Origin of the sequence: Mycobacterium sp. 94-17 (genome assembly GCF_035617725.1) — a bacterium.
GTDB lineage: Bacteria > Actinomycetota > Actinomycetes > Mycobacteriales > Mycobacteriaceae > Mycobacterium.
Genome location: NZ_JAPIYN010000020.1, coordinates 54,261 through 75,277, shown reverse-complemented (window position 1 = coordinate 75,277; position 21,017 = coordinate 54,261). Strand labels below are relative to the sequence as shown.

At 66.9% G+C, this 21,017-nt stretch carries 22 protein-coding genes; 11 read left to right on the top strand and 11 right to left on the bottom strand.

The window, feature by feature from the left end:
• Entirely contained in the window at positions 1 to 1,092 is a 1,092-nt protein-coding gene (locus tag OQ789_RS20575; protein ID WP_324687982.1) for a hypothetical protein, read from the bottom strand.
• A gap of 82 nt (positions 1,093 to 1,174) precedes the next feature.
• On the opposite strand from OQ789_RS20575, the gene OQ789_RS20570 reads away from it, so the two are divergent.
• On the top strand, positions 1,175 to 2,029 hold the full coding sequence (locus OQ789_RS20570) for a sulfurtransferase (protein ID WP_324687981.1): 855 nt from the start codon (positions 1,175 to 1,177) through the stop codon (positions 2,027 to 2,029).
• A gap of 3 nt (positions 2,030 to 2,032) precedes the next feature.
• Here the strand turns inward: OQ789_RS20570 and OQ789_RS20565 are convergent, their stop codons facing one another.
• The gene (locus OQ789_RS20565) at positions 2,033 to 2,929 is read right to left on the bottom strand and encodes a hypothetical protein (protein ID WP_324687980.1); all 897 of its coding nucleotides are present in this window, start codon (positions 2,927 to 2,929) and stop codon (positions 2,033 to 2,035) included.
• Between the two features lie 126 nt (positions 2,930 to 3,055).
• Here OQ789_RS20565 and OQ789_RS20560 point away from each other — a divergent pair, with 126 nt between their 5' ends.
• Genes OQ789_RS20560 through OQ789_RS20540 form a run of 5 tightly spaced genes read left to right on the top strand, consistent with a single transcriptional unit; the run spans position 3,056 to position 6,984 of the window.
• Complete coding sequence (locus tag OQ789_RS20560) at positions 3,056 to 3,838, top strand: SDR family NAD(P)-dependent oxidoreductase (protein ID WP_324687978.1); 783 nt, start codon at positions 3,056 to 3,058, stop codon at positions 3,836 to 3,838.
• Positions 3,835 to 4,713: a TIGR03619 family F420-dependent LLM class oxidoreductase gene (locus OQ789_RS20555; RefSeq protein WP_324687977.1), complete on the top strand. Its 879-nt coding sequence runs from the start codon at positions 3,835 to 3,837 to the stop codon at positions 4,711 to 4,713. Before OQ789_RS20560 ends, OQ789_RS20555 begins: the two co-directional genes overlap by 4 nt.
• Positions 4,713 to 5,441 (top strand): hypothetical protein, encoded by a 729-nt coding sequence (locus OQ789_RS20550; RefSeq protein ID WP_324688034.1) that lies wholly within the window; start codon positions 4,713 to 4,715, stop codon positions 5,439 to 5,441. The genes OQ789_RS20555 and OQ789_RS20550 overlap by 1 nt, the downstream gene beginning before the upstream one ends.
• 11 nt (positions 5,442 to 5,452) lie before the next feature.
• Positions 5,453 to 5,959, top strand: coding sequence for a lipoprotein LpqH (locus OQ789_RS20545; RefSeq protein ID WP_324687976.1), 507 nt, complete (start codon positions 5,453 to 5,455; stop codon positions 5,957 to 5,959).
• A gap of 35 nt (positions 5,960 to 5,994) precedes the next feature.
• Positions 5,995 to 6,984, top strand: coding sequence for an alpha/beta hydrolase (locus tag OQ789_RS20540; RefSeq protein WP_324687975.1), 990 nt, complete (start codon positions 5,995 to 5,997; stop codon positions 6,982 to 6,984).
• A 125-nt stretch (positions 6,985 to 7,109) separates the two neighbouring features.
• Here the strand turns inward: OQ789_RS20540 and OQ789_RS20535 are convergent, their stop codons facing one another.
• A complete protein-coding gene (locus tag OQ789_RS20535) occupies positions 7,110 to 8,312 on the bottom strand; it encodes a cytochrome P450 (protein WP_324687974.1) in 1,203 nt (400 codons plus the stop codon).
• Positions 8,313 to 8,327: 15 nt separating this feature from the next.
• Positions 8,328 to 8,972 (bottom strand): helix-turn-helix domain-containing protein, encoded by a 645-nt coding sequence (locus OQ789_RS20530; RefSeq protein ID WP_324687973.1) that lies wholly within the window; start codon positions 8,970 to 8,972, stop codon positions 8,328 to 8,330.
• A gap of 207 nt (positions 8,973 to 9,179) precedes the next feature.
• Here OQ789_RS20530 and OQ789_RS20525 point away from each other — a divergent pair, with 207 nt between their 5' ends.
• On the top strand, positions 9,180 to 9,965 hold the full coding sequence (locus OQ789_RS20525) for a spirocyclase AveC family protein (RefSeq protein ID WP_420716162.1): 786 nt from the start codon (positions 9,180 to 9,182) through the stop codon (positions 9,963 to 9,965).
• A gap of 100 nt (positions 9,966 to 10,065) precedes the next feature.
• Here OQ789_RS20525 and OQ789_RS20520 read toward each other — a convergent pair whose 3' ends face one another.
• Together OQ789_RS20520 and OQ789_RS20515 are read right to left on the bottom strand one after the other, a co-directional pair.
• A complete protein-coding gene (locus OQ789_RS20520) occupies positions 10,066 to 11,040 on the bottom strand; it encodes an LLM class flavin-dependent oxidoreductase (RefSeq protein WP_324687972.1) in 975 nt (324 codons plus the stop codon).
• A gap of 93 nt (positions 11,041 to 11,133) precedes the next feature.
• Entirely contained in the window at positions 11,134 to 11,442 is a 309-nt protein-coding gene (locus tag OQ789_RS20515; RefSeq protein WP_420716161.1) for an LLM class flavin-dependent oxidoreductase, read from the bottom strand.
• 248 nt (positions 11,443 to 11,690) lie between these two features.
• Here OQ789_RS20515 and OQ789_RS20510 point away from each other — a divergent pair, with 248 nt between their 5' ends.
• Both OQ789_RS20510 and OQ789_RS20505 read left to right on the top strand, forming a co-directional pair.
• Positions 11,691 to 12,788 (top strand): dihydrodipicolinate reductase, encoded by a 1,098-nt coding sequence (locus OQ789_RS20510; RefSeq protein ID WP_324687971.1) that lies wholly within the window; start codon positions 11,691 to 11,693, stop codon positions 12,786 to 12,788.
• 23 nt (positions 12,789 to 12,811) lie between these two features.
• Positions 12,812 to 14,023, top strand: a complete 1,212-nt coding sequence (locus tag OQ789_RS20505; protein ID WP_324687969.1) for a MalY/PatB family protein — start codon at positions 12,812 to 12,814, stop codon at positions 14,021 to 14,023.
• 33 nt (positions 14,024 to 14,056) lie between these two features.
• Here OQ789_RS20505 and OQ789_RS20500 read toward each other — a convergent pair whose 3' ends face one another.
• Complete coding sequence (locus OQ789_RS20500; protein ID WP_324687968.1) at positions 14,057 to 14,782, bottom strand: DUF2652 domain-containing protein; 726 nt, start codon at positions 14,780 to 14,782, stop codon at positions 14,057 to 14,059.
• Positions 14,783 to 14,893: 111 nt separating this feature from the next.
• On the opposite strand from OQ789_RS20500, the gene OQ789_RS20495 reads away from it, so the two are divergent.
• On the top strand, positions 14,894 to 15,799 hold the full coding sequence (locus tag OQ789_RS20495) for a haloalkane dehalogenase (protein ID WP_324687967.1): 906 nt from the start codon (positions 14,894 to 14,896) through the stop codon (positions 15,797 to 15,799).
• A 7-nt stretch (positions 15,800 to 15,806) separates the two neighbouring features.
• Here the strand turns inward: OQ789_RS20495 and OQ789_RS20490 are convergent, their stop codons facing one another.
• From OQ789_RS20490 to OQ789_RS20475, 4 genes are read right to left on the bottom strand one after another with little or no spacing between them, the layout of a single operon-like run.
• On the bottom strand, positions 15,807 to 16,838 hold the full coding sequence (locus OQ789_RS20490) for an amidohydrolase family protein (RefSeq protein WP_324688032.1): 1,032 nt from the start codon (positions 16,836 to 16,838) through the stop codon (positions 15,807 to 15,809).
• A 22-nt stretch (positions 16,839 to 16,860) separates the two neighbouring features.
• Positions 16,861 to 17,865 carry a VOC family protein gene (locus OQ789_RS20485; RefSeq protein ID WP_324687966.1) on the bottom strand — a complete coding sequence of 335 codons (1,005 nt, stop codon included), beginning with the start codon at positions 17,863 to 17,865 and terminating at the stop codon, positions 16,861 to 16,863.
• Positions 17,862 to 18,713: an alpha/beta fold hydrolase gene (locus tag OQ789_RS20480; protein ID WP_324687965.1), complete on the bottom strand. Its 852-nt coding sequence runs from the start codon at positions 18,711 to 18,713 to the stop codon at positions 17,862 to 17,864. Before OQ789_RS20480 ends, OQ789_RS20485 begins: the two co-directional genes overlap by 4 nt.
• Positions 18,710 to 20,257 carry a bifunctional 3-(3-hydroxy-phenyl)propionate/3-hydroxycinnamic acid hydroxylase gene (locus tag OQ789_RS20475; protein WP_324687964.1) on the bottom strand — a complete coding sequence of 516 codons (1,548 nt, stop codon included), beginning with the start codon at positions 20,255 to 20,257 and terminating at the stop codon, positions 18,710 to 18,712. The genes OQ789_RS20480 and OQ789_RS20475 overlap by 4 nt, the downstream gene beginning before the upstream one ends.
• 97 nt (positions 20,258 to 20,354) lie before the next feature.
• Between OQ789_RS20475 and OQ789_RS20470 the strand changes: the two genes are divergently transcribed.
• Positions 20,355 to 20,987, top strand: a complete 633-nt coding sequence (locus tag OQ789_RS20470; RefSeq protein WP_324687963.1) for a TetR/AcrR family transcriptional regulator — start codon at positions 20,355 to 20,357, stop codon at positions 20,985 to 20,987.
• The last annotated feature ends 30 nt before the right edge of the window (positions 20,988 to 21,017 follow it).

Genomic DNA, 21,017 nt, shown 5'->3' with positions numbered 1-21,017 from the left:
TCAGAAATTCGTGCCGCCCGCATCGAAGCCCGCGAAGACGTTCGCACCGACGACGACGTCGAGCGCGCTGAGGATGCCGGGCTTCGCCGCGCACACCGAAGGGATCGCGTTGAGCACGCGGACAGCGGTGGCTGTCGAGCCGGGCAAGTCCCCCCCGTTGAGGGCGAATTCGAGCTGTACCGGAGGCTCACCCTCGATCGTGATCCGAGTCAATCGACGCGTGGCGCCGGCCGGTGCGATGGCAGGCTGCCAGTCTTCCACCGGTTCATCGGGCATCGACCAGATCGATGAGAATTGCACGCGCGGTTGGCCGTTCACGATGCCCTCGAACCGCATTCGCACGCTGGCTATCGTTCCGGCCGGAATCTCCCCGGCATCAAAGCAGTAGTGACGTTCGGCAAGGGCGACATCGCGATACTCGCGGACGCCGTCCACCGTCCACCCGAGCCCCTGGGCCACGAGCCGTAGTGGCGGCGCGATGTGGCCAATCATCGCCCCCGCTGGGTAGACCTGCGCATCCTGTTCCGGTGTGCGCCCGAACCCCAGCATCGCGAAGAACCCTGGCACGCGGTAGGCGCCGCAGGGAATGCGTTCTTGGATGATCACTTTGGCCGGCCGATCGGTCATGCTCGCCGCGTGCACGGCGAGGATGTCGCTGGTGAAGCCGGGCGCAATGCCGGTGGCGAACAACGAACTGTTGCCCCGGCGGCACGCATCTTCGAGCCGCTCACGTGCGGAGTCCTCGAGCGACGGCGGATGGAACAGCGCGAAGAACGACGGCGTGACAACATTCTTACCGCTTGCCAGGAACGCACAGAGCTGGTCCACGACTTCGTCGCTGTCACGACCGGATGCGGTGGCGAAGTAGGTCACGCAGTCGGCGTCGACAGCGACGAAATCCTCTACGCTGCCGACGGCCGTCACACCTGCTGCGCTTTCCCCTACCAGGTCGCCGGAGTCTCGGCCGACCTTGTCACGGTCATGCGCCAGGTGCGCGACCAGGTCGAAATGCGGCGACCGGAGGATTCTTTGCAGCGCGAGCGACCCGGTAAAACCGGTGCCGACATGCGCGACACGGTATTTTTCACCCACTGCGGCTCCCGTTGGCTCTGCTGCCCGTCGGCACAGTATTCCAACCGGGCGGTTAGGCTCGCTGCGAATCAAGGAGGATTTTGTGGGAGCACGCGCTCAGGTATTGATCAGCGCCACCGAGTTGGCGGACATCATGAACGCCGGCGATCCGGTGAGCATCCTGGACGTGCGGTGGAGCATCGACACGCCCGATGGGCGACCGGCATACCTGGACGGGCACATTCCGGGCGCCGTGTACGTCTCGCTCGACGATGACCTCAGCGACCACACGATCCCCGGCAAGGGCCGTCATCCGCTGCCCTCGGGGCGCGACCTGGAGGCCGCCGCGCGTCGCTGGGGAATCCGGCAGGACGCGCTGGTCGTGGTGTACGACGACTGGAATCGCGCCGGTTCCGCACGGGGGTGGTGGGTGCTGACCGCCGCCGGGCTCGACAACGTTCGCATCCTGGACGGCGGCCTCGGCGCGTGGCGCTCGGCCGGGCACTCACTCGAGACGGGGCCGGTCGACCCGGCTCCCGGGAATGTGGCTGTGCCACACCATGATCTGTATGCGGGAAGCCGGCGCACGCTCACGGCCGAGCGCGTCGCGGGAGGCACCGTCACCCTGCTCGATGCGCGCGCACCGGAACGCTACCGCGGCGACGTCGAGCCCCTCGATCCCTTGGCTGGCCACATTCCCGGCGCCAAGAATCTTCCCAGCGGCTCGGTCCTTGCGGCCGACGGCACCTTCGTCGACGACGACGCGCTTGCTCAGCTGTTATTTGACCGCGCGATCGACCGCCACGACGCGCTGGCCGCCTACTGCGGCTCGGGCGTCACCGCCACGGTCGCGATCGCCGCGCTCGCCGCGACGGGCAGGGACGCCGCGCTGTATCCGGGGTCGTGGTCGGAGTGGAGTTCCGATCCCGACCGCCCGGTCGAACGCGGCGCCGAGTAGTGATCACGGGCCGGTCCAGAGCTCTAGGAAGGCCGCGGTGACCCGGGCGGCATTGCGCGCCGCGATCCGCTTGTAATAGAAGAACTGGAACGGAAAGCCCGGCAGGTGAAGCGGATCGCCGGGACCGTCGCTGATACCCCGGATGCCCACGAACGGGACACCATGCGCATCGGCAACGGCCTGCGCGGCCGCGGTCTCCATATCCGTCGCGTCGAAGGCCGGGTCCGACGTCGACACGACGTGCATGTTGCTGATCAGGGCGCTCCTCAGCCACGGGCCCGTCGCACGAAAGAAGTTGCCGGCATACCGAAGCGAACGGTCGGGCGCGTTGCGAGGCTGGCAACCGAACACGCTGCCGCCGAACGGGATGCACGGGAATGCCACGCCGTTGTTGTCGTCCCGGCTGCATCCGTCTCCGCCGGCGAACACCCGGGGCCGGTGCCGCAGCCTCGTCGACCCGGCGACATCGTCCAATGCGACGGACAGCTTCTCGGCCGCGGCCAGCATCCCGGGATCGACCGCACGAAAAGTCGTGCCGCCGTCCGATGTCCACCGCGCCGGCACCGCCACGTCCGCGATGCGGGTGCGCCCACCCCCGCCGGCGACACCCGAAAAGGCCACCGCACCAATCGCAATGGCCGACCCACCGCCGAAGCGGACCAAGGCGGTCTCGGTGGTGTCGGCGGCGTTCGTCAGGCCGATGCCGGTCATCGCCACGATCACCCTCTTGCCACCTACCGCGCCAAGGTAAAAGTGCCGGCGGTCGGCGACGACCACCGGATCCGGATCGAGCGTGACGTGCGACAGCACCGCGTCGGCTTCCGCCGGAAAGGCGGACAACACCAGCGTGCGCCGTTCGCCGCGCTCCGCACCGCCACCCACCGACACAGTAAACGCCACCACGAGGATTAACCGGAAGGGCTCTAAGATGAGCCCTGACATGATGACCAACCCCGGGTGGCTGACCGTCACCGAACGAATCCGCGCGCGGGCGCGAAATATGCGTGTCCGCAGAGTGAGTCCGCTGTGACCGGCCGGCTCGACGGCAAGGTCGCGATCATCACCGGCGCCAGCACCGGACTGGGACCCGTCCTGGGCTCGCTGTTCGTCCGTGAGGGTGCCCAGGTGCTGCTGGCCGCACGGCGAGAAGAACTGGTACACGCCGCCGCCCGTGCCGCCGGTCCCGGCGCCATCGCGATGCGCGCCGACGTGACCGACGAGAACGACGTCGCGGCCATGGTGGGGCGGGCGGTCGACGAATTCGGCCACGTCGACATCCTGTGCAACAACGCCGCCGCTCCCGGGCGGGACCGCTGGGTCTGGGAGCAGACGCTGGACAATTGGAACGCCACGTTCGCCATCGACGTCACCGCCGCGATGCTGTGCACCCGCGAGGTTCTCAACCGGTCGATGCTGCAACGCCGCCGCGGCGTCATCCTGAATTTCTCCTCCACGGTCAGCTACACCGGCATGGTGCGCAAGACGCACTACGTCACCGCCAAAGCATCGCTGCGGGCGTTCACCAAGGCGGTCGCGCTCGAGGTCGGCCCGCACGGAATTCGGTGCAACTGCATCGTGCCCGGCGCCATCGACACCGACCTGTGGCGCGACTGGGTGCAGCGCACCGCCGACGAGCAGGGCGTCGACGCCGAGACGATGCGCAGGAAGCGACTCAAACGCGTTGCGTTGCAGGATATCTCCTCGACCGAGGACATCGCGAACCTGGCATTGTTTTTGGCCAGTGACGAAAGCCGCACCATCACGGGTCAATCGATTCCCGTCGATGCCGGGGGGTACATGCAGGGATGAGCGGGCACGCCAAACTGTCGGTGGCCACCCCCGTGGTGACGATGCTCCCCGGGAGCAGCGGTGATTGGGAGAAGACCGCGACCATCGAGGATCTGGCCGAGGTGGCCGAGGCCGCGGACCGGCTCGGCTACCACCATCTGACCTGCAGCGAGCACATCGCGCTGCCCGCGGCCGAGCGTGCGCGCCGCGGCACCCGCTACTGGGATCCCTTAGCCACCTTCGGTTATCTGGCCGCCCGCACCCAGCGAATCCGGTTGGCCACCAACGTGCTGGTGCTCGCCTATCACCATCCGCTCGAAATCGCCAAGCGCTACGGCACTTTGGACCAGATCAGCGGCGGCAGGCTGATTCTCGGCGTCGGCGTCGGCAGCCTCCGGGAGGAATTCGATCTCATCGGCGCACCCTTTGACGACCGCGGCCCGCGGGCGGACGACGCGCTGCGGGCGCTGCGCGCCTCGTTGTCGCTGGAAGAACCGGCCTATCGCGGCGAGTTTTATTCATACGGCGGCCTGGTCGTCGACCCCTGCGCGGTCCAGGAACACATGCCGATCTGGATCGGCGGGCGCACGCTGCGATCGCTGCGCCGCGCGGCGACGCTGGCCGACGGTTGGGCCCCGTTCAGTGTGAGCCTGCAGCAGGCGCGGGACTGGCTGGGCCGCTTCGACCTTCGTCCCGGATTCGACGTCGTATTGCCCGCACCCGCGCTGCTCGACCCCATCGCCGAGCCGGATCGAACGCGAGACCTGTTGGGCCAGACCATCACCCACGGCGCGACCATCGTCAACGCCGCGTTCCGCCACACCTCGCTGCGCCACTACCTGGACAGCCTGCAGGCGCTGGCCGAACTGCATCCGCCCAGCGGAGCTCCCGCGTGATACGCGTCAAGGCGGGCATTTTCAGCCTCACCGCCGCAGCGCCCGACGATGACGATGGCGCGTATCTGCGCTGGCATCTGCTGGATCACATGCCCGAGCAATATCAGCTGCCCGGCATCGTGCACGGGTCGCGATGGATCGCCGACGGTGACTACCCGGGCCACCGCCTGGCGGCCGACGGCCCCCTGGGTCAGATCGGCAACGCCGTGCAGTACCTCGTCGGCGATCCCGTCGAGAAGACCTTCGACGACTTCGTCACCCTGGGCGGCGCGCTGCGCGACAACGGCCGCTTCCCGACGGTGCGGCCGTCGCTGCAAGTTGCCGGCGTGCGCCTGCTGCAATGGCAATCCTCGCCGCACGCGCTCATTTCGGCCGAGGTGGCGCCGTTTCGGCCGCACCGCGGCGTCGTGCTGATCGTCGAAGAACCCGTTGATGGCCGGCCGGACGGCTGGCTGCGGTGGCTGCATGCCGAGCACTACCCCGCCCTGCTGGCGACGCCGGGCACGGCCGGCGCCTGGACCTTCGGGTCCAGCGCCGGCTGGAGCCACCTACCCCGCGGCTGGCGGACCGATCACCAGTACATCACCGTCGTCTATCTCGACGAGGATCCGCTGACCACGATCGGTGCGCTGGCCCCGATCATCGAAGAGCGTTGGCGTTCAACGGCGGTGCGGCCGGTGTTCGCCGGCCCGCTGCGCAGCATGATCAGTTGGGAAGCCTGGAAGTAGCGAGGACAGATATGGCGGATCTGGACAATCGGCAGTGGGTCGTTCGCGCGGCCACCGTCGCGTTCGCCCTCGCGCTGGCGGCCTGTTCCAGCAACGCAGGCCACCCGGCCGCCCCCTCGAGTTCGACCCCGCCGTTGGCGAGCACGACCGTCATGATCGACGGGAACAGGCACGCGATCATCGCCGCTGTCGACTGCAGCCGATCGGCGGCGCAGCCGAATGCGTCTCCCCCTGAATCGGGTGACCTCACCACCCGGATCAACGTGCATGACGATTCCGCATCGGTGTCCCTGGCCGTCTCCGATGAGCAGCCGCCCAGCGTCGACGGCTTCGCCCTTTCGCTCAAGCTCGGCGACGACCGCTACCAATTGCCTTACCAGGGAACAAAATCGCCAACTCAGGCCCAGGCGACCAAGGACGGCAAGAGCTACACGGTGACCGGCACGGGCCAGGCGACGGCGCCCGGCCAGAGTGGCTTGCGCGATGTGACTTTTGGGATTCACGTGACGTGCCCGTAGTTGTCTGCCGCGACCACCTCTGCGATGCTGACAGCTTGGACATCTTTGCGCACTGGCTGGACGGCGGCAGCGAGCTTCGTTGGCGCTCGACGACCCCCGCCAACGACGGTCGCGAGGTCGCGGTGTTCAGTCGCCGGTGCGGCACCCCCGGCGCGCCCGCATTGGTGTTGGTGCATGGCTTTCCGACCAGCAGCATCGACTTTTTCGCGCTGGCGGGCGAACTGAGCGCGGAGTTCGACATCTACCTGCTGGACTTCCCCGGCTATGGGCTTTCCGACAAACCGCCCGAGCCCTATGTGTACTCGCTCTACGACGACGCGCGCCTGCTCGCCCACGCGATCACTCAGGTGTGGGGACTCACCGACTACCGCATGCTCACCCACGACCGGGGCAGCAGCATCGGCATGATCGCGGTCGGCATGCTGGCCGCACAGGATCCGCCCGCCGCGCCCGTAGACCTGATCTTGACCAACGCCAACATCTTTCTCCCGCTGGCCAACCTCACCGCATTCCAGACCGCGCTGCTCGACGCCACGACCGGTAGGGCCACCGCGGCGGCCGCGACGCCGGAGATGCTGGCGGCCGGCATGGGGGCAAGCACGTTCATGCCGCGACGCACGCTGGACGACCCGGAGATCGCAGCGCTGGCCAAATGCTTCGCCCACAACGACGGCATCCGCGTGTTGCCCGACACGATCCAGTATCTGCACGAGCGCGCTGCAGACGAAACCGGTTGGCTGGACAAGCTTTCCGCGAGCGACGTGAATACGTCGGTGGCGTGGGGCATCCACGACAACGTGGCGCCGCTGCGCGTCGCCAATCACGTCTGGCACACGTATCTGAAGAGCAAGCCGGGCCGAAACCGCTACTGGGTGGTGCCCGGCGCCGACCATTATCTGCAGTGCGACGCCCCCGGGCAGCTGGCCCAGATCGTGCGCCTCACTGCCCAGGGTGGCGATATTCCATTGCAGACGCTGGGGAGTCGGCCCGACGGCGCGGTGCTGGTCGACCAGAGCGGCGGTTAGCGGCTGGGCGCCCGGTGTGGCCGAGTGTGGACGGCCACCCACGCGAGCGTCACGCTAGCGTGGCTCTCGGTACCGAGCGCCACGCTGGCGTGACGCTCGGGAGGGTGAGCTCCCGCGCGACGGCTTCAGCCGGTAACCACGGGCAATCGCGCCCAGCCGCGCACGCTCGCGGTATGCGCGCGTTGGGCATTCGTATAGTCGACTTCCCAGTCGGGCCAGCGGTTGAGGACCTCTTCGAAAGCCACCCGCGCCTCCAGCCGGGCCAACGCGGAGCCCAGGCAGAAATGCAGGCCCTGCCCGAAGCTGAGATGGCCTCCGCGGCGGTGGATGTCGTAGCGGTCCGCATCCGGGAAGTGGCTTTCGTCCCGGTTGGCCGAGGCGTTCAGCAGCAGCATGAACGACCCCTCGAGGACCACGCGGCCATAGTGCTCGGCATCGCGCGCGACGTAGCGGGCCTGCACCGGTGACGGCGGCTCGTAGCGCAGCGTCTCCTCGATCGCGCCGGGGATCAGCGACGGGTTCGCGACGAGTTCGCGGCGCTGGTCCGGATGATCCGAGAGCAGTTGTCCCATGAAGCCGATCAAGCGGGCCGTGGTCTCGTTGCCGGCGCCGGCGATCATCGCGGTGTAGGACAACACCTCCGTTCGAGACAGGGGACGCCTCGTGCCGTCCGGCTCGTCGATCTCGGCCCGCAGCAGTTCGGTCATCAGGTCGTCGGAGGGATGACTGGCCCGCCATTCGATGTAATCGGCAAACAGGGCAATGGAATTCGCGAACACGTTCGCGTCGACCGCGGCGGGGTCGCTGTCCTTGGACAGTGCGATGTTGGCGTCGCTGCGGTCCCGAATCTTTTCCTGGTCGGCCTCGGGAATGCCCAGCAGGTATCCGATGGTCCGCATCGGCATCATCGCGCCGAGGTCCGCGATGAAGTCGAACCCTTTTCCGCCGACCAGCGGGTCGAGCTCGCGGACACAGAACCCGCGCACCAATTCCTCCACGGCGAGCATCCGCCGGGGCGTGAACACGCGGGACAGCAGCTTGCGGTGCAGATCGTGCAGCGGCGGATCCTCGAACAGCAGAATGCCCGGAGGCACTTCGATGTTCGCGAACAGGATGTCGGCGGTGGTGCCGCGGCCGGAGCGGTAGGTCTCCCAGTTCGGCAGTTCGCGCACCACGTCGTCGTATCGGCTCAGCGCGTAGAAGTTGTACTTCTCGTTGTGGTACAGCGGCGCCTCTTCGCGCATCCGCTTCCACACGGGATACGGGTCCGAGTCGATCTCGACATCGAAAGGGTCGTAGTACAACTCGACCGCGCTGCGGCTTGTCATGGGCGAGTCCTTCACTCAGTCGTTGCGGTGCAAGAAACCGTGCAGGAGCGCTTGAACGAGTTCCTCCACGATCACCTCCCGCGCCGGTTGTTTGTTCCCGAAGTAGGTCGAACGCAGCGCGGCCATGCCTGCAATCATCGACACCGTCGAGTGCGCGGGCAGATCGGGATGGTCCGACTGCACTCCCCGCAACTTCATGCCCTCGACACTGATCTGGCCGAGCACCGTTATCGCCCGGCGTATCTCAGCGATGCCGGCGTCGGCTTGTTCCTCGTCGCTGAGGGTCTCGGATGCCATCAGCGTGAGCAGCAGACCCTTGTGTTCGACGAACACGTCGTAGAGCTGCGAGACGAACAGCCGGGCCAGCTCGTGTTCGTCGGTCTCCTCGGGCACCACCGACTGCCAGGTCCGGCCGAATTCGTCGACGAAGCTCACGAAGGGCAGCACAAGCGCCTCGCGGAACAGTGAGGCCTTGGAACCGAAATTGCGGAACAGCAGGTGCTCGGTGACCCCGGCGGCCTGGGCGATTTCGCGTGTCGTGGTGCTGCGATAGTCCTGGCCGGCGAACAGTGCCCGGGCGGCGTCGAGCAGCAGCCTGCGCGGCTCTCCACGCGGACGGCGCGCGGCCGTGGCCGGCTGCTTGGCTGCTCGCTGGGGCACCGACGTCTACTCCTGCCGAAACGTTTGTGGGGACGCTATCCCCGTAGGATAGTATCCACTACCTTAAAGGTGAAATCATCGAAGGGGTGACACCATGGGCGCTGTCATCATGCTCGGCACGCTGTTCGGCCTGATCGTCCTGATCTTCGGGCTGGTCCTGCGCTTCGACCCCGAGGCCAGGCGCGCGCCTGGCGCCGGGGGCCGCCAGTGAACACCCACATGACGCCCGCCATGGCCGGCGCTCAGTACTTTTCCTACGTCGCCAGCATCGCGTTCCTGGTCATCGGCGTCTACCTGAGCTACCGTCGCCGCCGCATCCACCCACTGCTGCTGCTCGGCATCTCGGCGATCTCGTTCTCCTGGATCGAATCGCCGTACGACTGGGCGATGTACGCCCAGTTTCCGCCCGCCCTGCCCCGCATGCCGTCCTGGTGGCCCCTGAACGTCACCTGGGGCGGGTTGCCGCTGGCGGTGCCCATCGGCTACGTCTCCTACTTCGTGATTCCCGCCGTGACCGGGGCCGCCCTCGGCCGCTGGCTGAGTGCAAAGTTCAACTGGCGCAGGCCAATTACGCTGCTCGTCGTCGGGCTCGTCGTCGGGTTCTGCTGGGCACTCTTCTTCAACGCCTACACCGGTGCCCAGCTCGGCAACTTCTACTACGGCTACGTGATCCCGGGCCTCGCCATCTTCGAGGGCACCAAACACCAGTACCCGCTGTACGACTCGTTGGCCATGGGGATCCAGATGATGGTCTTCACCTATCTGCTCGGACGCACCGACGCCGAAGGACGAAACGTCATCGACATGTGGGCGGACAAGCGGTCGAAGACCCGGGTGCAGTCGTCGGTGCTGTCCATCGTGGCCGTCATCGTCGTGGGAAACCTGGTGTACGGCGCGGTCTTCGCGCCGCATCTCATCACGAAGCTGGGCGGCTGGGTGACCGCGGGCCCGACGGAACAGCTGTACCCCGGCGTGCCCAACCAACCCAAGTGATCGCGTTTGCGCCCAACGTCGAGTTGTTGCGCGCAAATTAGTGAATTTGCCGACGGTGTCAACTCGCACCTGGTCGACCGCTTCGGCGAGGCATAGAAAGTCAGCCGAGCGCCTCGGGCAGCACGACTTCGCCCACCCGCTTGAGGTACGTCCACGCGATCTCCGGCGGCAGGCCGCCGCACAGCGGCGAGAGGTTGAGCACCTGGCCGGCCTTCACCCGTGAAATCGCCTCGGGCACAGAGATGATCACGTGTGACGTGCCCGTCTCACGCAACTCGTCGATGGTGTTGACGTGGCTGAAGCCCGCCGTCGTCTCGTCGCCGGGGTTCCACGCGGCGTAGGTGCGCACGTCGTGCAGCAAGTGCTCGCCGATCTCTTTCCACGCCTGGTCGACGTCGTCGGCGACGAACACCACCGAGGGGGTGTTGCGGTCGGGGAACATCGTCGGCCCGGGCGCATGGCCGTGTTCGCGGCACGCCTCCTCGTAGGCCTCCCGCATGCCCGGCGCGTTAGCGTTGCCCAGCATGCCCAGGCCATACCTGCCGGCCCGGCGGGCCGCGGCGACCGTGCCGCCACCCCACATCAGGCCCGGCCCGCCGGGCGTCAGCGGGCGGGGTGTGACGGTAATCCGCCGTCCGTCGTGCTCGACGGTTTCACCGGCGAGCAGTCGCCGCAACAGATCAATCTTTTCGTCGCAGAGGCGGCCACGCTTCTTGATCGGCACGCCGAAGTGCTCGAACTCCTCGGGCCTATAGCCCAGCGCCAGGATGTAGGACGCGCGTCCATTGCTGATGATGTCGAGCACCGCCATGTCCTCGGCCAGGCGCACCGCTTCATAGAACGGAAGGATCAGGATCAGGCTCAGGGCCAGACGCTGCGTTCGCGCGGCCACCGCCGAGGCCAGTAAGAAGGGTGATGGCAGGTAGCCGTCCTCCGACCCGTGGTGTTCGCAGAGGACGGCGGCCAGCCCGCCGTGTTGCTCGGCCCAGGCGGACATTTCGGGTGCGGCGGCGTACAGATCGGTTGGGGGCGCGGCCCATTCGGGATCGCGCATGTCGAAGCGCAGGGTGTACACGGGGCGAGCTCCTAGGTGCCTAGTCTTCGGGTTGCACGTTACACGTTCAGTCGAAGGCGTAAAGCGGCAGCGTGGTCGGGAGATCCAGCGAGCTCAGCAGGCCCGTCCCTTGCTGATCAGGTCCAGCACGCTGATCTCCTCGGCGAGCCGCACCGGATCCCAGAACGGGAGCGGCACCGCGGCCAGCAGGATCGCCACCGTGCGCGTCCTCGCCGCTATCGCCGACGCCAGGGTGATCGGTACGGGCAGATGACCATCGTCGGCGCCGTGATGCTCGGACAGCACCACCAGCGCGGCGCCCCGCGTTTCGGCCCACTCGCACATGTCGATGGCCGCGGCGTAGAGGTCGGTGGCGGGCGCGCCCCAGTGTGGGGCGCGCATGTCGAACCGCACCGTGAACATCAGCGGGCTTCGGGCGCGCTGTGGCTGGGCACAGGGCGAAATGCCCGCCTCTGAGCGACAACGCAGACCCGAACTGTCGCGCGGAGGCGGGCACTACCCCTGGTGGTCCTCACCGCAGCAGACTAACCTAAGATTTGTTCGTTAAGATAGTGCTCGCTTTCTTAAAGCCTTGACCGCGCGGAAGCTCGGCTGTTAACTTCCGACGTAATAGCAACGCCCGCAGCGGCTTTCGTGTGAGGAGAGACAAGATGACGGCTCATCGCGTGGTGGTGTGGGCGACCGGCGGCATCGGCTCGATCGCCATCCGCACGATTTCGCGGCGCCCGGATCTGGACCTGGCCGGCGTGTGGGTGCACTCGCCCGACAAGGTCGGCAGGGACGCGGGCGAACTGGCCGGCGGCGAGCCCATCGGGGTGACGGCGACCAACGACGCCGACGCGCTGACCGCGCTCGAGCCCGACTGCGTCGTCTATGCGGCCAGCGGTCCCGAGCGCGATGCCCTGGCCATCCCGGATTACGTCAGGCTCCTCGAAGCCGGGATCAACGTCGTGACCACCAGCACCACGCGACTGGTCAACCCCCACGCGTACGAGCCCGAGCAGTGGCGCGACCAGCTGGTCGCGGCGGCCAAACAGGGCCAGGTGTCGCTGTACGCGTCGGGAATCGAACCGGGCTTCGCCGCCGACTATCTGCCGCTGGTGTTGTCCACCCAGTCCTCCTCGATCGACAAGATCCACTCCTTCGAGATCGCCCTGTACGACGACTACGGGGTTCCCGACATCATGAGCGACGCGCTGGGCTTCGGCCGTCCGCTCGACTACCAGCCCTGGATCGGCTACCCCGGCGCGATCGCCGGCGAATGGCAGGGGCAGACCCGGTTGATCGCCGACGCGTTGGGGGCAGACGTCCAGGAGGTCCGCGAGGGTTTCGACCGTGCCGTCACCGACCGCACGCTGGAGGTGGCGATGGGCACCGTCGAGGCAGGAACCTGCGGCGCGCTGCGGATGCAGGCGATCGGCGTGGTCGACGGCCGGGAAGCCATCGTCATCGAGCACGTCACCCGGCTCGCGCACGACGTCGCCCCCGACTGGCCCACCGGGATCGGCGATCTGTCCTACCGCGTCGTGATTTCCGGCGATCCGGACATCGACTGCACGTTGGCGGCAACGCTGAAAGATCCCGCCAAGGCCGGTGTCAGCGGGATGACCTCCGGCGCGGGTGCCATGGTCGCCACCGCCATGCGCGTGGTGAACGCCGTGCCGTATGTCGTTGCCGCCCAGCCGGGATTGCTGAGTTCGGTGGACCTTCCGCTGACGATCCCGCGCAACGCGTTTGCCGGCGGATAGGCCGCGCCGGTTACTCTGCGGGCGTGACCGTCAATCCGCTCGAGGAGCTGACGCTGCAACAGCTGCGGCTGCGGACCAGCATGAAATGGGCCGCCCACCCCGCCGACGTCCTGCCGCTGTGGGTCGCCGAGATGGACGTCAACCTGGCGCCCACGGTGGCCCGGGCGCTGCGGAAGGCCATCGACGACGGCGACACCGGCTATCCCTGCGGAACCGCGCTGGCCGAGGCGGTCAGCCAATTCGCGGCGCGGCGCTGGCAGTGGCATGACCTGGAGGTGAGCCGCACCGCGCTGGTTCCCGACGTCATGCTCGGTGTCGTCGAGGTGTTGCGCCTGCTCACCGATCGCGGGGACGCCGTCATCGTCAACCCTCCGGTCTATGCGCCGTTCTACGCGTTCGTCTCGCACGACGGCCGCCGCGTCCTCGAGGCACCCCTTGCCGAGGGGCGAATTGACTTGAGCTCCTTGGAGAATGCCTTCGTTCGGGCCCGGCGGGAAGCGGGGAAGGACGCGAAGGTCGCCTATCTGTTGTGCAATCCGCACAACCCGACCGGGGCAGTCCACACCGTCGACGAACTCCGCGGGGTCGCCGAGCTGGCCCGGCGTTTCGGCGTGCGGGTGGTGTCGGACGAAATTCACGCCCCCGTCATTCTGCCGGGTTCGCGGTTCACTCCTTTCCTCACCGTGCCTGGCGCCGAGAACGCCTTCGCGCTGACCTCGGCGTCGAAGGCCTGGAACCTGTCGGGCCTGAAGGCGGCGCTGGCCATCGCCGGACCGGAGGCGGCCGCCGACCTGAACCGGATGCCGGAAGAGGTCGGTCACGGACCCAGTCACCTCGGCGTCATCGCCCACGCCGAGGCGTTCCGCAGCGGCGACGACTGGCTCGACACGACCCTGCGGGGCCTGGACGAGAACCGGACACTGCTGGGCGAATTGGTCGCCGAGCATCTTCCCGGTGTGAAATACCAATGGCCCCAAGGCACTTACCTGGCGTGGCTGGATTGCCGGGAACTGGGTTTCGACGAAGACGCACAGGCCGCCGACGCTCTTGCGGTGGTCGCCGACCTGTCCGGGCCGGCCCGCTGGTTTCTCGATCACGCGCGGGTGGCGCTCAGCTCCGGCCATGTGTTCGGAACGGGCGGGCACGGGCACGTGCGCCTGAATTTCGCCACGTCGCGGACCATCCTCACCGAGGCGGTGTCGCGTATGGGCCGGGCCCTGGTCGACGCCCGCTAGCTAGCAGACCGGCTCACGGGGCGGGCGGTTTCGCTACGCGGATATCTCGGCGCCGCGGCCCAGGTTGCGGAACCCTTGGGCGGGCTCTCTCATGCCGACGACGAACGGCACCGTGTCCAACTCGAACTTGGCCGTCGCGCCCAGCCGGCGCAACAAGCTGCGCCGCGGCGGCGCGACCGGAACCTGCATCGCCGCAAGGTCGATGTAGTGCGTCGACGTTTCCCCGATCCCGTCGAAGTCGTGCGTCAACGGCAAGCACAGCCGGCGCATCGGCTCGTCGAGGCAATCCACGACGGGATCGGTCATCAGCGCGTACTCGGCAACCGGCACCATGTTTTTCAGCATCCGGTGCACCAAGATGACGTCGAAGCCGGCCAGTTCGACATGGCGCTTCACCTTCTGATCCGCCACCTCGCCCACGTGCACGACGAACTTGAGCGACAGCTTGTCCAGCTGCTCGCAACTCGCACACTCGCAGGCGATGTCGGCTTTCATCCGCTCCCGTCGCTCCAGGAACGACGCCCGCATCCGTGACAGGCGCTCGCACACCACCACTTTGGCGTGGCCGTCCGGCGCCCAGAAAAACGCGGCATCACCCTCGAGTTTGGCCAGCTTCAACCCCTTGCCCGCGTTGATCACCGACTCCAACAGGCCGGCGACCGTCAGCTGGGCGTGGGCAAGGTGCGTCCGGTTCCACTGCATGTAATGCGTGTACCCGCCGATGTCGGCTATGAGTAGAACCGCGCGCCGAATTGCCATGAATACACCACTTTAATGGCCCCGGGGGCCTAGCTCAATGAATCTGCTACTAGACGAATGAGCGCCGGCGCGAGAGGCTAGCAGAGGTGCCGGTTCACCGGAGGAGCTGATATGCATGTGCTGCGAACCCCGGACTCCCGATTCGAAAACCTGGAGGACTACCCGTTCGTAGGGCACTACCTCGACGTCACCGCAAGCGACACGCGGCCGCTGCGCATGCACTACCTCGACGAGGGTGACATAGAAGGGCCTCCGATCGTGCTGCTGCACGGCGAGCCCACCTGGAGTTATCTGTACCGGACGATGATCGCGCCCCTGACCGACGCCGGGAACCGGGTGCTCGCGCCCGACCTGATCGGCTTCGGCCGATCGGACAAGCCCAGCCGGATCGAGGACTACACCTACCAGCGCCACGTGGAATGGGTGATCTCCTGGTTCGAACATCTCAACCTCACCGACGTCACGCTGTTCGTGCAGGACTGGGGATCGCTGATCGGGCTGCGCGTCGCCGCCGAGCAACCCGATCGCGTCGGGCGCCTGGTGGTGGGCAACGGTTTCTTGCCCACCGGGACGGGGCGCACCCCGCCCGCCTTCTACGCCTGGCGTGCCTTCGCGCGCTACTCCCCCCTGCTGCCCGCCGGCCGCATCGTCAGCGCCGGCACGGTTCGCCGGGTGCCGTCGAGGGTGCGGGCCGGCTACGACGCGCCGTTCCCCGACAAGACGTATCAAGCCGGCGCCCGCGCGTTCCCCCGGTTGGTGCCCACCTCACCCGACGACCCGGCGGTCCCGGCCAACAGGAGGGCGTGGGATGCCCTGGGCCGGTGGGAAAAGCCGTTCCTGACCATCTTCGGCGCCCGCGATCCCATCCTCGGATCGGCGGACACCGCCCTGATCAAGCACATTCCCGGCGCGGCGGGCCAGCCGCACGCCCGCATCAACGCCAGCCACTTCATTCAAGAGGACCGCGGGCCCGAACTGGCCGAGCGCATCCAGTCGTGGCAGAAGGCGTTGCTCTGAGCACACGTCAGCGGGTGTTGACCAGTCGTACGACGCCGCGCATGACCGCCCTGCCCGCCGAGTGACGCATCTGATCGATTGTCGAACCTGAGAGGGAAGGGGGCGCTGTCCCCAGCCGCGGGAAGAGCGAGAGCGCGTTGGTGCGATCGATCGCCGCCCGGGCGCCGTCGTCGAGTCCGGGGTAGGTTTCTAGGCCGGCGGCGAACAGCCTCGCGACCGCGAGGGGAGCAAATGGGGAGTCGGAGCCGAAGGTGACGTGTCCGGGCTTGGCGAACGCGAGCAGGCTGGGCAGGGCCGCGGCGCTCGCGGACAACGCGGTGTCGAAGTAGAAGCCCGCGAAGTCGTCCAGAATGTCGAGTGGGCTGCGGCCGGTGTCGCCGACGATGGCCATCGCCAATCGGTGCGAGGCGTAGGGCACGAATCCGCCCGCGTGGCTGAGGATGAACCGGATGTTTGGGTACTTGCGTCGAATCTCGTTGCGGACAAGCAGATACGCCGCCCGAGTGGTGTCGAGCAGGAAGTCGGCCGCGAACGGCACGACGCCGTCCACGGCGGGGCCGGGTAGCTCGGCGGGATGGATGAACACCACGGCCGAACGCGCGTCGAGGGCGGCGAACAGGTCGTCCTGACCGTCCTGGCCGATGTATGTCCCCGCGTGGTTGGCCAACAGCACGACCCCGTCCGCGTGTAATTCGTCCAGCGACCTGACGACCTCGTCGACGGACTCGCCGACATGCGGCATGGGTACGGTCGCAAAGAAGCCGAACCGATCGGGTTGAGCCGCAACCATACTGGCCAGTTCGTCGTTGAGATCGCGGGCCAGCGCGGTGGCATCGCCCGGGTTCGGCAGGAACGTGGTGCCGGGCGCCGACACTGACAGGATGGCCGTTCCGATACCCACCTCTGCCATGACCTCCAGCGACCCCTCCGCACTCCATTCCGGTACGGCACGTCCACCGGCCTCGTCGATTCCCGCCTTGCGCAGCAGCGTTCGGTAGCCGGCCGGGACGGCGTGGTGGTGCGTATCGATTCGTAACATCATTGCTCCTTGCAACGAGGGGTCAATTGTCCGCGATGCCCACGCCGGCGAGCGCGGGGACGACGTCCTCGTCATGCAGCAGCGACGCGGCGCCGATCTTGAATTGGGTGAGTTTGTCGATGATCGTTTGCCCCTCTGGAGTGTGGCCCCAGATACTGATTCCCTGATAAGTAGTTGGCTCCCAAGTCTTTTCGTCGACCACGATCGGATTCCATCCGACTTCCCATTCGAACCCCGACGGTGTGATCGCGTAGAACGACAATTCCTTGTCATTGGTGTGCTGTCCCACGCCCAGCGCCATCCGGAAGCCGAGCGCCTTGACCCGCAGGTAGGCGTTGGTCATGTCGTCGAGTTCGGCGACCTGAATGTTGAGGTGCTGCACGCGGGTGCGGATCGGGTTGAGCGGCATCCGGTTGACTGCGGCGATCGCCACGGAGTGATGACGCTCGTTGACCCGCAAGAATCGGATCTTGAACTTGAGGCCGCTGATCGTCTCGTCGATGAAGTCGGTCAGCCGGGCGTCGAACACGGTATTGAAGTAGCCACGCACCTGATGTGGGCGTGTGGTGGTGACGGCGACGTGGCCCATACCGGCTGCGCCAGTGACGAATCCGCTGCACATCGCCAGGTGCAACGGCGAAATACTGCGCCTCGCGCGGGTGAAGACCTCCTGGGTGAGGCCGTTGGGGCCGGGGAACCGGACCAGTCGCTCGACGCCGCGCAGCGCTGCCTCGTCATCGGTGCCCTCGACGGCGGGCACGCCGTGTTGTCGGATGCGGGCCAAGACCATGTCGAACGTTTCGTGGTCGTCCAGCTGCCAGCCGAGGGTCGTGACGTCCTCAGCGGGACCGCGTTGCAACAGGAAGCGGCACTCGTTGTCGTCGAGACGAAACCTCATCGTGCCGAATGACAACTCGTCGCAGTGCATGCCGATGGCGTCGCGGCCGAATCGTTGCCAATCACTGAACTTTTCGGTCTCGATCACGATGTAACCGAGATGAACCCTCCCGAATGCCGACGCGTTCATCGCGCACTGTCCAAGAATTCGATAACCATGCGATTGAACAACTCGGCGCGTTCCCACTGCATCCAGTGCCCGGTCCGCGGAGTCATCACCAAACGCGCATTCGGCAACGCGTTGAACAACATCGGGCCGCCGGCCGGGCGGTTCACCTTGTCGTCGCGTCCCCACAGCACCAGCGTCGGCGTCGCGAGCGACTTCAGCCGGCGGTCGCGGGTGAGGTCCATCCGCCACAGGGTGCGCAGGCCGGACGGGCGGCGCAGCGGCGGGTCCGCGATCACCTCCGGGTCAATCGAGGCCTGGTAGCGCACATCGATGAGGCCGTCGGGCACCGCGGCGCCGTCGTACACCAAGTAGGTGCGGATGAAGGTGGCGAGCTTGTCGCGGCTCGGGCCGTCTCCGCCGTAGTAGGACAGCAGGCTCTTCAACCCGGACGTGGGCAGGCCCCGCGTGGTGCCGATGCCGCCCGGACCCATCAAGATCAGCTTGTCGACACGATGCGGGGTGTCCAACGCAAGCCGCAGCGCGGCCGCGCCGCCGTACGAGTTGCCGACGAGATGCGCTGTGCCGATGCCGAGTTCGTCGAGCAGGCCGCGAATCATGTCGGCGAGGTAGCCGAACGGATCGTCCTGATCGACGCCCTTGGCCGATCGACCGTAGCCGGGCATGTCCGGCACGATGACCCGGAAGTGCGCTGCCAACGCGTCGATGTTGCGCGAGTAATTCGACACGCCCGACGCACCCGGGCCTCCGCCGTGCAGCATGATGACGGCCGGCCCCGTCCCGGCTTCGGAGACGAAGATCGGCGTGCCGTTAACCGCGATGGTGCGCTCGTTCAGTGTGGTGGCGGTCATGCGATGGCTCCTGAGTGGATCGGGGCGGTGAGCAAACCTGGCGGCGGTGGCGGCAACGGTGCTCCCGCGGAGGCAGCGGCGTAGATGAACCCGTCGGGGCGCAGCACGATTGCGGTGGCCTTCTTGCCGCGCAGCCAACCGGCAAGTGTGCCGTCGTCGCGGAGATCGGACACCGACAGCGACACAGCTCCCAGCTTTTCCCAGCGGTCCGCTCCGGCCGGTAGCGCACCGAGATGCACTACCGCCCAACGACCCTCGATGACATCATCCAGGCGCGCACTCTCGCCGGCGGCGTTGGTGACCCATGGCTGCGGCAGTTGCCAGCCCACGGCGGCATGGGCGTTGGTGGCGAAATAGCCTTCGGGGTAATGCGCGTCGGGGATCCAAAGCAGCTTCTCGGCAATCGCGAGGGCACCGGGCAGCCGGGTCAGACGACGCAACACGTTGTTTCGTAGCGACGCCAACCACTTTCGGCGTTCGGTGATCAGCCGCCCCATGCGAACCGCCCGGCGAGTCACCTCGACGACATGTGGTTTCCGTTCGACCTGGTAGGTGTCGAGCAGCGAATCGGGCGCCTGCCCGCGGACGACAGCCGCAACCTTCCAGCACAGGTTGGCCGCGTCACGCACACCGGCCGACATTCCCTGACCGATCCACGGCGGCATGGCGTGGGCGGCGTCGCCCGCCAAAAAGACCCGGCCGACGCGCCACCGGTCGGCAACGCGCACGTGGTGGCTGTAGATCACCGCGCGCAGGATTTTGACCTGCTCTTCGGTGATGCCTTGGTCGTGCAGGACTTCCCACACGGCCTCATCGGTGATTAGTGTCTTCTCGTCCTCGTTGGCGCGGGCCGGGTACTCCCAGCGGTGATGCCCCAGCGGTGTGGGGCAATCGACGGTCGGGCGCGCGGGGTTGCAGTGAAACCGTAGCCAGTCGTGGCGGTCCCACTCGCGGATCACCTCGGTGTCGATGACGACCCACCGCTCGGTGTAGGTGCGTCCGGTGTAGCCGACGCCCAGCAGGCCGCGGGTGGGCGAGGATCCGCCGTCGGCGGCGATCACATAGGACGCGCGTATCCGCTTGAGGGTGTCGGAGCGCAGGTCGGCCAGCGCGAGTTCGACGCATGAGTCCTGATTGACGGCGCGCAGGCATTCGTGTTCGAGGAGCAGCTGGACGTTGTCAAACCGGGCCACCCCCTCGCGCAGGACCTCGTCGACCGCGGGTTGATAGATGAACTGCTGCGACGGGTGCCCACAGCCACGGGACGTGAACTTGGTGTCGATGAACGGCACCCCGTCGGCGTCGACCCAGGTCAGCGGCCGGTTCGGCAACATGTCTTGTTGCAGCCGGTCGGCCAGGCCGACGGACTGCCAGATGCGCATGACCTCTTCGTCGGTGGAGATGGCCCGCGCCCGGCTGTAGACGTCTGGATCGCGCTCGATGACGACGACCTTCAGGCCAAGTCGCCCTAGCAAATTGGCGGCCGTAGCGCCCGTCGGCCCGTAGCCGATTACCGCCACTTCGTAAGTCGAATCCTCGGTCACCGCTGTCTCGCCTTCGTGTCGGGCTTGAATCTGTAGCGATCATTACGGTAATGTAATGATCATTACGGAGTCAAGAGATCGACGGCAAGGAGTTCTCGTGGCCGAGTCGCAGGAACCCAAGAGACGCCGCCGCGTCGACGGCGAAGCATCCCGGACCCGCATCCTCGATGCGGCCACCGAGATCGCCGGCGAGCGCGGCTATGAGGGCACCAGCATCGGGCTGGTCAGCGCCAAGTGCGGCCTTCCGGCGAGTTCGATCTACTGGCACTTCAAAGACAAGGACGACCTCATCGCCGCGGTCATCGAACGCAGCTTCGCGCACGTGCTATCGGTATGGCAGATGCCCGACGAAGGCACCGCGCGCGAGCGCCTCGTCCCGGTGGTGCTGCAAATCAGCAAGGCACTGCTGAACTCCCCTGACTTCCTCCGACTCGGCCTGATGCTGGCCCTGGAAAAACGCCCGATCGAGCCGCGGGCACGGGCGATGTTCATCGATGTCCGAGAGCAGATGTATTCGACGCTCTGCACCACGGTGCGCGAGCTCTTTCCCGATTTGACCGACGCGCAGGTGTACCAATTGGCGACCTATGCGATCGCAGGCGCCGATGGGCTGTTCATCGCCAAGGAGCTCGGCGGTGACTCCATTGACGTCCAGGCGCTGTTCGAGATGCACGCGGCCGCCCTGCTCGATAGCGCTGCGCGCATGATCGCTGAGAAGGACGCGCCGTGACGTCCGCACGGTGGCCGGTGGCCATCATCG